The following is a 12,605-nucleotide window of genomic DNA, read 5'->3' as shown; positions in this document are numbered from 1 at the left end:
GTTATCACTTAGTTGTTTAAAATGCTCTCGATGTTATCAATAAAGTATTGGTCAAAAATCTGCATGAACAATTCCTCTTTGATCTGGACTCCCTTTTTCGTCGGGAAATAAATTTCATCGCCAGAATCATCAAAGCCACGTTGGTAAAATCTGATGTCCACAAAATTGTAATCGTTTCCAAAATATTTTATCCGGGTCAACCGGACCACTTCGTAGGACTTTGTTCTCACCTCTTTGAGCAGTTTTTGGTACTCTATCTTATATTTTTGGTTTGGGTTCATCCTTTATCCGGATTTTGAATCAATTCCTTTTTTTCTCTTGGTTATGTCTTTTTCCCTTCCAGAACATTCATTTTCGAAATGGCTTTATGGTCAGCATTCTTCTTGTTTCCCTCCCCATTGCCCTGTCATGATTCAGTTCAAGACCTTGTCCTCGTTCTTTACCAAAAAATCAAAGGCCTTGTTGACCAGTTCGTTCAATTTCATTTTTTTCTTTTCGGCCATGATCGAAAGCTCACGGTGTATCTCGGTGGATGTACGGACATTGAACACTCCCTTGAAAAACTTATCGGGCTCTTTGCCCAGTTCCCTGCAAGTCTCAAGATAATCGTCGACAGACCCTTCAAAGGCCTCTTTCAGCTCTTTTACCGAACAGCCCTGATAGGTCACCAGATCGCTTATCCCGATGATCTTTCCGTGCAGCACACCGTCCCCTGAACTATACTCCACGGAACCGAAATAACCTTTATGTTCTAAATTATCTGCCATAGCTTCAATTTTTCCTTGATCTGCTTTGTTACATATTGTTTTACAATATTGCCGGGATGTGGTCCGGGCAGGTTTATCATATTGTTTCGGTCGTTCACAAACCTGACCCTAGATCCACCCGTCTTGCCCTTCTTGGTAATTTCATGAAAACCGTAATGGGCCAATATCTTCATCAGTTCCTCCCAAGTCAAATCCTTGGGATTGCCCATGAACTTGACAAGAAGCTTTTCTATTCTACTCATTATCAAAAATACTGAAAACGCAACTATTTTTCAGTTACATTATGTTTTTTTAACACGGAGCGTTCTTTTATGTTCCCTTTTTGGACATGGCCACAGACTATGTCGGCGAGTTCCCGGAGTTGTTCCACAATCTTTTTCGCTTCTTCCTCCTCGCAGTCTTCAAAACCATTATAAGTCTTGAGCCATGTACTGTTGAATGTTCTGTTTTTCCGCTTTAGCTCGATTATCGGGTTTGACATTTCCTATAAATAGCAATAGCTCCTGAATCTTGAAGGTCACTACCGTATTTGTAAAGCAGGCTTTAATTTACCTTTTTTAATCGATCTGATCCCTTATGGGATCATTGTTTTATTCCATACTTATGAGTTGTCGGTCAACAACTTTTGGTTTTTGCAACAGGGTCGATCTTTTTTCTAAAGATCCTGTTCACACAGACGATCTTACCATTACTTTGTTTGATCTCCAGATTTTGAAAATCATGTTGTTTCAACATATCGATGATACGCTCCCCTGTGTCCAATCGTTCCAGACCTTCAATGGTATCGACCTCCCCGTTCTTGATGATCACTTTGATGGACAGGAACCTTTTGCTGCGTACCATCTCCAATACCTGGATCTCGGAAGGGGACAATCCTGAATGTTCCTGCTTGTTGTTATCTTTCATAAGTTCATGTTCTACAGGCCCAGCCCTTTCCTTTTCTTCTTTCTTTTGGACTTTTTCCTCGCACCATGGCCATTGAGTTCCAGTTTGAAAGGGGTCCAGTCCGTTTCATTTGCCAAAGGCCAGGTCATTCCATTTCCCTCAATTTTTCCCACATGACCTTTTGATTGTTGAGCAGGATCTTCAGTGCCTTTTGCAACTCCCTCACTTCTTGGCTCAGGTTTGATTGCCGTTCTAAGGTTTCCTTCGCCAACTCTATCAGTTCCCCGTTCTTTTCCATTAGCCGATAGTATAATTGAACGGTCTCTGTCTTGCCCATAATCGATTTGTTTTACGATACTGTTCCATGAATATTTTTTGCCGAGCGTACTGCCTTTGTACACTATGCCCTGATAGTTGAACGATATGCCCGAGACCCTGCCCGTGGTCGTGCTTGTGTTGAATCTTGGCGAGATATTTTGCTCTTGTAGCAACTTGATGAATTCCGTTGTATCCGCTGCCCTTGAAATTGCCGAACCGATTTTCTTCTGAAGTACCAGTTTGATCGGTAAATCGCCAGTTCTCAGGGTTTTCTCGATTTCTCTTTGGTCAAGTGATTTTATTGAACTAACATTTGTCGAAATTTGGGTCAGTCCATATTTCTTTTCCAGATTATTGAGCACTTCCCGGCTTCTTCTTTTAATGTTGCTATCATTTGTTATCCTGCCCGAATACCTGACCCTGTTGGCCACGATATGGATGTGCTCGTGCTTCGTGTCCGTATGACGGTACATGATGAACTGGTTGTTATCAAAACCCATTTTCATCAAATAGTCACATCCCAATGAAGCAAACTCCTTATCGTTCAATCGATCCGAGTATGGCAGGTTCAAGGAAACATGGAATACCGCATTCCCAAGCCCCGGACGCAATTGCCTGACCAAATTGAATTCCTGTGTCATGTTTACCGTTGTGGATTGTCCGATATTGGAATCGATCACATATCCGACCCCTTCTTCCACCTTCTTTTCATTGTAGGCCAGAACTCCGTAGAAGTCTTTTCCTATGGTTACCTTACCTATCATTGTTGGTGATATTTGATTTGAGCTGTTGCAACAACATTTTTACCTCCTCCAATTGTTTGGTGATACTGAACTCATCACGGATACCTGAGTTCGAGACCCTGGCAAGTTGGTTCAGGTTGTTTCCCACCCGGCTCAGTTCGACAAAAAGTTTCCGGTCCATTGGATTTACCTTTTTGGTCGGCAGGGATTTTCCCGTACATTTTCTTCGGATATACTCAGCAACGGACAGCCCAATGGTCTCCGCATTATTGGTAATGATCATGTATTCACTTTGTGAAACCCTAAAGGCGATGACAATCGTCCTTTGCTTTGAGATATCCTTTTTAGGTCTTGCCATTTTCTATGGTTTTGGTATTGTTCTAAAGGTCATTTGTAAACGAAGTGCGCAGTTTTTGTTTACAAAAACACAACTTGCTTCGTGACCCCCCATCAACTATATGGCAAACCTATGGCCTATGGATTGTTTGCAAGGGATTTGCCGTACATGGACTTTTGTACGGCAAATCATTGAAGGGTCATTTCAGAAGAGAAAAATCAAAAACCACACTGAACTTGAACTTGGTATTTCAATGGACAGGGGCAAAACGGCCGATTTGTATTGTCCAAATCGATTTTAATGCCTGTATGGACTAAAAATGGAAAGGGAGAAAAGTACCATCATCGGCTTTAAATCATCATCGCAAGGTTCGCTTCGCCCCCTGATCCCGTTCCATTTTTCATTATCTAAATGATTAAATGTACGATCATACAAATCATCAAATATTTATTTGTGTCTTGCAATTGCCAAAAATCCAATTGCAACAACGGCCGTATGGCAAAACCACTATGGAATCCAAGGAAATATCCAACTTTTTCTTCCTTCTCCCTTTCCACAAAAGGGCACCCGGAGGGTGCACTCTCACATGGCAATATGGTACATGTATTGTGTTATATGATAATGCGTTAATTTTGTGTCAAAGTGAAAAAACGGTGAGTACATGGAAAGGACGGATACTGAGAACCACTAAATTAATCCATCTTATTTTATTGTAACATATTGTATATATGAACCTTATGATCTATTTCACTATGCTCATTGTTTTCCGTCTAAAGTGGTATACAAAGTCCGTTTTTTGCACTTGGAAGCGTCTACATGGATTTTTTTCTTTTTGAAATAATGTAGGAAAGAATTTACTAAGAAATCTTTTTGCATTTTTTTGGAGTATGTGGTATTTACTTTTGAATTTTTATCTTAAATGATTTAATACATACAATGTAAAAAATATCATGATTAAGTATTCATTCTTTTTGCACAGTGTCCTACGTTGTCTATTGTTTTTAACGTTTTTCAATCTCCAAGGTCAGATTGACCCCAACATATACAAATTTGATTCTGGAGAAGGACTTTCAGATGATGTGAAAAAAATTATTCGGGATAACGTCAAAGATAAGAGCGTTGTTTTTATCGGTGAATCTGTACATTATAGTGGTTCGGATTTTTTGGCTAAAACAAAGGTGGTCGAATATCTCGTCAAAGAATTACAGTTTACCGATATTGCTTTTGAAAGTGATTTTTTTGGACTTTTTTTTGACCATAGTAAATTAAATATCTTTCCTCACTGGTCAAAATCCGTTCAATGTCAAAAGCTTTTTGATATTGTTGAAAAAGAAAATGTGAACCTTTGGGGATTTGATAACCAGCTCCACTCCAAGTATTCTGCGAATCATTTTGACGCTAAGCTGAAAGAGTTTCTGAAGTCGCATGGAATTTTAGTTGAAGATAGGTTTTTGGAATTGACAGGAAAAGTTGCAAAAAACTATTATAATACAAAGGAAGTTTTGACCAAGACTGATGTTGAATATGTACACAAAAATTTGGAAATTCTTTTGAACAATGATAAAGTCAAGGATGACCTTCTGTGGTATCAGATATTAGATAGTTTCAGAAGCGCATTGCTCATATATACCACCCATTATAGTTTATCCAAAGCAGTACCCATAAGAGATGCCCAAATGGCTAAAAATTTAAATTTTATTACTAAAAGATTGGAAAATAGAAAGGTGATAGTTTGGTTGGCCAATGCGCATATGTCCAATTGCAACGAAAAATTTATGAAAGGTAAGACAATGGGCTTTCAGTATGCTAGAATGAACCCTAACTCTTCCTATAGCATTGCAGTGGGTTCCTTAATTTTGCCCCCGCGAACGGAAAAAGATATCATCAAGGCCCACAGGGATAGAGGAAGTCTAGTTCACTTTCTTCCTGCACTGAATGAAAATTTTTTTATTGATGTCATTGAAATAAGGAAGAAACGACCAGAAATTGCAAACGCAGTTTACAATGATAACGATATATTTAATTTGAATAATTCCAAAGCCAAATGGTTTCAACACTTTGATGCTATTATTTTTGTGACAAATGGAGAAGAAATAAAACGAATCGATTAGAAAAATATTACATTAAACTTCGCCCCTGATTCCGTTCCATTTTTCATGTACATATTTATCTAAATCATTAAATGTACGATCATACAAATCATCAAATATTATTTGTGTATTGCAATTGCCTAAAATCCAATTGACACAACGGCCGTATGGCAGAAACCACAGTGGAATCTAAGGAAATAACCTGCCTTTTCTTCTTTTCCCGCAAGAATAGCACCCGACAGATACTCACCCCATTGACCGAAATGTAATGGCTCTTTGTGGGCATCAACGAATTTTGATGGGATTTACAGGATTGAAAGTATTTTTCGAAGCGGTCGAATAAATGTAAGGGAATGATTTTTCAATTTCCGCCTTTAGATTATCATCAAAATATTTGTGTTAATTTTGTAAAAAAAAAGGATGACCTTTCAACACGTCGATGTAATAATTTTTGTGGTAAATAGAGGGGAAGTAAAACAGACCAATAAAAAAACTTTTAAGAAAAACTGCTACGCTGGATTCTCCCTGCATTTTGGTTTTCAAAAGTTCAAAAAAATGCCTGACATCCTTTTTGCAGATAAGCTGATATAAAGGATTGTAGATTGTTCATTTGAAATAGACCTAATTCTCACCTACTCTCAACCCGGGTAGGAGGCTTTTCTTCTCTAATTTAGACAAGCTGATTTTTGTGTTTTTTTTATGAATATTTATAAGATTGGGGGGTGTATTAAAAACGACTGACAAAATACAGTTGGAACAACAAGTCCCATCACAGCTTTCAGAAGAGATTATGGCCGGATAACGTTTTTCGTCGGTTGCCAGCCGCACGGATATGGTGTCCCCTGTCTTAAACGGATGCTCATTTGTGTATAGGGCTGCGGTCAACTCCAATTTTCCGACTTTTTTTTTGGTGACTTTTAAAACCCTTCCCTCAACACTATAGGTGTCGAAAACCTCAAAATTGTACAGAAAAATTAAAAAAATGACTATAACAAGCATCAAAACAGATGCCCCAAACCTTAATGTCCAGTGAAATGGCTTCTCAATTATTGAAATCAATTTTGGACTTGAATCATTAGAGTTTACCATAAATTAATCACCAAGCTCCAATTGGTTTTTTATAAGATTATAATACTTGCCCGTTTTTTGGACTAATTCAACGTGCGACCCAATTTCCTCAATGGCTCCATTTTCCAATACAATTATCTGGTCGGCATTTTTTACCGTGCTCAACCGATGGGCGACGACTAAAACCGTTCTTTCTTCAAAAAAACGCTCCAAATTGTCGACAATTATTTTCTCGTTATCGGCATCAAGGGCAGAAGTGGCCTCATCCAAAATTAAAAATTTGGGATTTTTATAAATTGCTCTGGCAAGGAGAATTCTTTGCTTCTGGCCTGTACTTAATCCCATGCCTTCATTTCCAAGGACCGTATCCCAGGTTTGGGGCAATTTCATAATAAAATCTTCAATATTTGCCATTTTAATAGCATTTAAAAACCGCTCTTTATCAGGCTCTATATTGCTGATCACTACATTTTTTAATATAGTATCATTAAAAATAAAATCTTCCTGAAGGACCACTCCACAATGATCTCTCCAAGCCTTCAAATCGATGGAGCTAAGATTTTGGTCTCCGACAAAAACAGTTCCTTCATCCGGTCTATAAAACCGTAAAAGCATTTTTAGCAAAGTGGTCTTGCCACTCCCACTTGCACCCACAATTGCCGTGGTCTTTAGCTGGGGGATTAAGAGATTAATGTTTTTAAGCACCAAAACATCTGAACCAGGATACCTGAAATTTAAATTTTTAATTTCTATATCATGAGATGACTTTGGGAGCTGTTTTGTCTCTCCATTGTCAGTCTCACTGGGTTTATTCTGGATTTCAGAAAGTCTTTGTAAGGATAATTTAGCGTCCTGTGATTCTTTAACAAATCCCACAAAATCGTGTAAGGGCGCATTTAAGCTCCCTATTATATAAGAAATGGCCAACATGGCCCCGATGGTCATGTTTCCTTCAATCACCAATAACGCAGAATAAAAGGTAATCAGTATGTTTTTCAGTTCATTGATCAATGCTGCACCAGCATCCTGCGTTTGTTCCAAACGAGTTCCCTTTATCAATACATTATAAAGTTCCACTCTTTTGTTTTCCCAGGCCCATCTTTGCTCTTTTTCGACATTGTTCATTTTGATTGTCTGCATTCCGTTTAAAAGTTCAACAACCAAACTTTGTTCTTGGGACATAAGTCTAAACTTTTCATGGTCAATTAGTTCTCTCCTTTTTAAAAAAAACAGGATCCAAACCACATAAACCACAGACCCAACCGCAAAAAGAAGGAACACATAAAAATCATAATAGGCTATAACAGAGGCAAAAATCAAAATGGAAAAAATGGAAAAAAGAATGTTTAGTGACGATGTTGTTATTAACTTTTCGATTCTCGAATGATCGTCAATCCTCTGTAAAATATCCCCTGTTATCTTAGTGTCAAAAAAAGAAATAGGGAGACTCATCAGCTTTTTAAAAAAATCTGAGACCAACAAGATGTTGATTCTTGTACTAAGATGTAAAAGTGCCCACCCTTTTATCAGTTCCAATGCTATTTTCCCCAAAAAGATGAACAATTGGGCGAGCAACAGGAGATATATTAATTGTACACTTTCGTTTTTTATTCCCACATCAACTATACTTTGTGTCAAAAAAGGGAAAACGAGTTGCAACAAGCTCCCTGCCAAAAGCCCAACACATAATTGAAGAAAAAGAGATTTATATTTAAGTATATACGGCAGAAGATGTTTGTATCCTGACTTTTTTTTTGGGGGCTCTGATTTTACACTATCAAAATACTCAGTTTTTTCAAGCAACAGGGCTATTCCTTCCGAGGGATTGTCACTATTATTGACACTGCTGGCCCAATGTTTAACAAACGCACCTTTTTTATATTTGATCAATCCAACTGCTGGATCGGCAATATGATAGGTTTCATTTACTCTTTGATAAAGGACCACATAATGATTATTGTCCCAAAATAGGATACAGGGTAACGGGGCTTTGTCCAAATTTTCTAGGCTCAGTCTTGCCCCGATCACATCAAAGCCAACATTTTTAGCAGCAAAGCTGAGTTTTTTTAAATTGGTCCCGCCTCGGCTGGTCTCGGACAACCCACGTAAATGTTCAATGGAAATCTTTCTCCCATAAAACTCGGCAATCATTTTCAAACAAGTTGGCCCACAATCCTTAAAATCTATTTGTCTATAAAAAGGAAAATTCTTCATATTTTGCTTTACTTCAAAAGTAACAATTGGATGAGTTTAAACTTTTTCCCTTGTTTTTTATTCATATTTCGATGAAACACAAACAATTGAGTTTTTAGCTGTTCTATTGAATTTGAGGAGCTTAGAAAAAAATATTCCGTAAGAGCATTAAATAATCCTTGAATGAAATCGACCCTATCGAAGATTGTACTCATAACCAAGCCCCCCTGACCTCTGCCAATAAAAGGAGGTCTTTTGGCAAAAAATTTTGTGATAATCAAATATTAACTTTTTTGTGTGAAGTTTCAATGTTCTTTTTGGTTATTTTTCTCCAATGAGATTTTTTGTGACAAATTATAATGTTTAAAATATTTTGGTGTCTATGAATATTCAAAGGAACATGGTGTTCTTCTTTTTATTGATAAGCTATATTGGTCTTTCCCAACGCATAACCTATACAGTGGCCGATTCTTTGACGAAATTCCCCATTCCTTATGCTAACATAGTTTTAAATTCAAATTCTGGAGTGATCACAAACGAAGATGGCAATTTTAGTTTGCCGGAAAACGAGAGGTTGGACAATAAAGAAATCAAAATTTCTTGTATTGGATATAAAACAAAAACAGTATTGTTAGAGGAAATAATAGATGAAAAAATTCTTCTCTCCCCTGAGATTGTACGTTTAAGTGGGGTAACGGTCAGCAATGTAAGCCTTGACCCCATTGAGATTGTCAACAAGGCCATCGAACATCTTGAAGACAATTACGCCCAACAACATACAAAGAGCGACTTTTTTTTACGACAGACCCTAAACGAGAATATTACAAAGGTTCAAACTGAAAAATTAAAATCCAACATCAGTGAGTTTACCCAGGTAAAATTGGATAGTCTGACCAAAGAAATACCTAAGACCATTACGAAATATACCGAAGTTTTGTTTGATTTTAACGAACCGTCGGGAATTAAATCAGATTTCATACTAAATCCTATCCGGATAGTCAAGCATGAAGAAAAGAACCAGGCATCCGCTTTGGACTCCATTAAAATTGATTTGATATCATTGTTAAAGAAACATTTACCGGGATCCACACAAATTCGGTTTAAGTCCGGTCTCTTCAAACTAGGCAGTGATATAGATATAAATGGAGATGGACCGCAAAATGACAAAACGGACATCAACAGGGACAAGGCCATTAACAGCAGTGGATACCTCGGGTCAAATTTTATAAACGATCTGTTATATAACAATCCAGACCAATTTGATTTTTTAAAGAAGCCCAAGTATTATGAGTTTGACCTAAAAGGTGAGATCAGCTATGGTGAACATAGTGTTTATGTTATCTCAATAGTGCCAAAGGACGATAAGGCAAAATATGAAGGTCAAATTTTTATTGATGTGCAGGACTTCGGTATCCATAAATTGGATGTGAATACTATAGCTGGGGTATCTGAGAAAATGTTTGGCCTATTGGGGATTCATTCGACCATGAACGGCCATTCTTATCGTATTTATTTCCAAAAACTCCACAATTCACAAGGCTATTTTCCGAAATATGCCCGAGTTGAGACGAAGGAAGAATTAAGAATCAACCGAAATATGCAAATTAAAAGTCTTTCTGATAATGGAAAAGAGAAACTTGTTTCATTTGAGGCCGACATCAATATCTTGGAACATTATATAGAAGAAGCAAGTTTTGGTAATCCAAACGTTACCAAAAGAAAAGAAAATAAAGCCTCCAATGTTGGTAAATCGGCCGTCGAAGTTATATATCCGAAAGAATATAGCTTCGAGATTTGGAGGGATTACGACATAATAGAACCAGAAAAAACGCTATTTAATTTTAAAAAAGCGGGAAAGTATTAAGTCTTTTTTTTAACTTACAGCAAATTTAATTTTTCCATTAACTAAAAAATTTATTATGAAAACATCTTCTTTAAATCAATTTAAAAAATTTGAAGTAAAAAATTTGGAAAGTGTGGTTGGCGGAGCAATCATATGTCTAACAGGGGTTTTGGACGGTATTAAAAAGAATACACGTCTTTGCTTCTTTTGTAAATGTGGGAATCAGTAATTGAAAATTTGCAGATTAGCACTTTCTTATTAAAACGAAGATTGGAAGGGGTTCTTTTGAATCCCTTTCTTTGTGTTTTTTTTATAATATTTCTTATCCCTTATACCTCTTATTCTCAGACAAAAGAACTGTCTGGATTCGTTGAATCCAATAATGGGGACGTTGTAGGACTGAACGTAATCAGCAAGAAAAGTGGACGAGGTACCATAACAGACCAAAATGGAAGGTTTTCGATATTGGTCGAACAGAATGATACATTGTTAATCAGCTCTATCCAGTACGGTTTGAAAATTGTTCCGGTCAATAATTTTTTACACCAACCGGACCCTGTTAAAATCAACTTACAGGAGACCCCAATAGAATTAAAGGAAGTGGTGGTGTCTAATCATTATTTAACAGGCGATTTATTATATGATATAAACTCTTTAAAGTTGGAAAAAGTGTTGTCCAATGAGGATTTAGGCCTACCCAATCCACAAATACGAAGGTTGAGCTATGCCGAAAGGGAACTGAAACACTCATCTACAGGCGCCATTAATTTACTGATCAATGTCCTTACCGGGAGGTTGAAGCAAGTAAAGAAAGAAATTAAGGCGGAGAAAGTTGCGGGATATTTCGATAGCGTTAAATCCAAATTAAATGATAGCTTCTTTATTGATCACTTAAACATCCCCCCCAATAATATAGACGGGTTTATTATATACTGTTGCGAAGATGAAAACTTAGTGCAAATTATTGAAAACAGTAATGATTTGGAGCTTGTTACTTTTTTTGAGAAAAAAAGTAAAGAATTTTTGACCCCAACAAATTACTCAGCCACTTCTTCCTTTAATCGATAGGCATTGTTCAAAATATTTTTTAGATACAAAATCCCGTACCTATAATATATACCATTAATATAAATGGTTGGTGTATCTTCAATGCCATTATCGACCGCAACTCTTTTGTGATTTCTTAAGGCCTTTTCTATATATTCCAGGCCATCGATTGTCCCAACCCTTTCAGATATCCATTTGTCAATAGATTTCTCATTTATGGTTTCCATGGAATAAATTTCCTCCATTATCTTTAAAAACCCCAATTTATCCTTACTTGACTTTTCTCGCCGATATATTTGAAAAGCCGATACAGCAAGGGCGGTATCTAGGTTGTCGGGCGATTTTGTAAAATCATTTTCTGATATTTCAGCCACTAAAAATCGTATGACTATCCTGAAATACCGCTGGTTTCTCTTTAAAATTTGGTCTATGTATTGGTGGGCTTTCCGACAAGAAGGGCATAACGGGTTTGTATAAATAAGCAAAATATTTTCACTATCCGGATTCCCAAGAACTATATCGTACTCATTGGTGCTTAGCGGCACACTTTTCTCTTCCTTAAGCAACCCATTGAAGACAACCGTATCATTTTCATAAACATATAGCTTCTGCTCTGTATCCATTAAAGAATTGCTTAGTGAATAGTTCTTTCTTATTAATTTCCAGATTATAAAAACCAATAAAAGAGTAAAAATAATGGACACAGGATAACCATTGAATAAAAAATCGACATTGAAACCTTCGATCAGAAATAGTGATAGAATAAAATTAACGACTATGATTATTTGTGTCCAGACACATAATGCACACCACTTTTTTATGACGACCCCCTGATAAAAAAGGGAAAAAAAGGTAAAAGGAAGCGCGGCTGTGTTTAATAATTTAATCAATCCAAGGGATAATTCTGTGCCGGGATATGATGTGGTATTAAGGATTAGAACCATCACAATAAATCCAAAAAAAATAAATCCCACATCACTAAAACTGAGCCCAAAAATTTTACTTGCTTTTGAATTGATTACCTCTGAACAGGAATTCGATGATTTTCCTTTGAAGGACAATATTCCGCAAAGTTTACTCCCATTGCCGGTTTTGAAATTATGTTCTTCTTTCACCAATAAAAAGCTTAAAATGACCCCCATAAGACTAAAAGCAAAGCTTATTTTTCCATAAACTCCGACCTTAGCTGGAAACGCCGGACATAGTATACCACCCTCGCCGGGTTAAAGTGACCATAGCTGGCCGGACGAAAGTGACCCACCCTGGCCGGGCCAAAGTGGACCACTTTTAGATTCGATCTATCTGTAAAAAGTC

General features: G+C 37.0%; 12 protein-coding genes. 3 read left to right on the top strand and 9 right to left on the bottom strand.

Going from position 1 to position 12,605, the window contains the following annotated elements; genetic code table 11:
- Nucleotides 1-8: 8 nt before the first annotated feature.
- The 7 genes from GTK07_RS16760 to GTK07_RS16730 form a co-directional block, all read right to left on the bottom strand.
- Nucleotides 9-281, bottom strand: a complete 273-nt coding sequence (locus tag GTK07_RS16760) for a hypothetical protein (RefSeq protein ID WP_072878829.1) — start codon at nucleotides 279-281, stop codon at nucleotides 9-11.
- 132 nt (nucleotides 282-413) lie between these two features.
- Complete coding sequence (locus GTK07_RS16755; RefSeq protein WP_072878827.1) at nucleotides 414-767, bottom strand: type II toxin-antitoxin system HicB family antitoxin; 354 nt, start codon at nucleotides 765-767, stop codon at nucleotides 414-416.
- Nucleotides 752-1,009, bottom strand: coding sequence for a type II toxin-antitoxin system HicA family toxin (locus tag GTK07_RS16750; RefSeq protein ID WP_072878825.1), 258 nt, complete (start codon nucleotides 1,007-1,009; stop codon nucleotides 752-754). The genes GTK07_RS16755 and GTK07_RS16750 overlap by 16 nt, the downstream gene beginning before the upstream one ends.
- A 23-nt stretch (nucleotides 1,010-1,032) precedes the next feature.
- Nucleotides 1,033-1,248, bottom strand: a complete 216-nt coding sequence (locus tag GTK07_RS16745; RefSeq protein ID WP_072878823.1) for a hypothetical protein — start codon at nucleotides 1,246-1,248, stop codon at nucleotides 1,033-1,035.
- Between the two features lie 134 nt (nucleotides 1,249-1,382).
- Entirely contained in the window at nucleotides 1,383-1,673 is a 291-nt protein-coding gene (locus tag GTK07_RS16740) for a hypothetical protein (protein ID WP_072878821.1), read from the bottom strand.
- 11 nt (nucleotides 1,674-1,684) lie between these two features.
- A complete protein-coding gene (locus tag GTK07_RS16735) occupies nucleotides 1,685-2,734 on the bottom strand; it encodes a relaxase/mobilization nuclease domain-containing protein (RefSeq protein ID WP_072878818.1) in 1,050 nt (349 codons plus the stop codon).
- Nucleotides 2,724-3,071 (bottom strand): plasmid mobilization protein, encoded by a 348-nt coding sequence (locus GTK07_RS16730; RefSeq protein WP_072878816.1) that lies wholly within the window; start codon nucleotides 3,069-3,071, stop codon nucleotides 2,724-2,726. Before GTK07_RS16730 ends, GTK07_RS16735 begins: the two co-directional genes overlap by 11 nt.
- Nucleotides 3,072-4,000: 929 nt before the next feature.
- Here GTK07_RS16730 and GTK07_RS16725 point away from each other — a divergent pair.
- Nucleotides 4,001-5,161, top strand: coding sequence for an erythromycin esterase family protein (locus GTK07_RS16725; RefSeq protein ID WP_083569616.1), 1,161 nt, complete (start codon nucleotides 4,001-4,003; stop codon nucleotides 5,159-5,161).
- 1,071 nt (nucleotides 5,162-6,232) lie between these two features.
- Here the strand turns inward: GTK07_RS16725 and GTK07_RS16720 are convergent.
- Nucleotides 6,233-8,422 (bottom strand): peptidase domain-containing ABC transporter, encoded by a 2,190-nt coding sequence (locus GTK07_RS16720; RefSeq protein ID WP_072878810.1) that lies wholly within the window; start codon nucleotides 8,420-8,422, stop codon nucleotides 6,233-6,235.
- A gap of 361 nt (nucleotides 8,423-8,783) precedes the next feature.
- Here GTK07_RS16720 and GTK07_RS16715 point away from each other — a divergent pair, with 361 nt between their 5' ends.
- Nucleotides 8,784-10,265, top strand: a complete 1,482-nt coding sequence (locus GTK07_RS16715; RefSeq protein ID WP_072878806.1) for a carboxypeptidase-like regulatory domain-containing protein — start codon at nucleotides 8,784-8,786, stop codon at nucleotides 10,263-10,265.
- A 192-nt stretch (nucleotides 10,266-10,457) separates the two neighbouring features.
- Complete coding sequence (locus GTK07_RS16710; RefSeq protein WP_072878805.1) at nucleotides 10,458-11,312, top strand: carboxypeptidase-like regulatory domain-containing protein; 855 nt, start codon at nucleotides 10,458-10,460, stop codon at nucleotides 11,310-11,312.
- Here the strand turns inward: GTK07_RS16710 and GTK07_RS19425 are convergent.
- Nucleotides 11,282-12,454 (bottom strand): vitamin K epoxide reductase family protein, encoded by a 1,173-nt coding sequence (locus tag GTK07_RS19425; protein WP_313790827.1) that lies wholly within the window; start codon nucleotides 12,452-12,454, stop codon nucleotides 11,282-11,284. The genes GTK07_RS16710 and GTK07_RS19425 overlap by 31 nt on opposite strands.
- Nucleotides 12,455-12,605: the final 151 nt, after the last annotated feature.

It is taken from the genome of Flagellimonas sediminis, from assembly GCF_010500845.1.
Classification (GTDB): Bacteria; Bacteroidota; Bacteroidia; order Flavobacteriales; family Flavobacteriaceae; genus Flagellimonas; species Flagellimonas sediminis.
The sequence above is the reverse complement of the archived record's forward strand: the minus strand, read 5'-3'. Positions and strand labels throughout refer to the sequence as shown.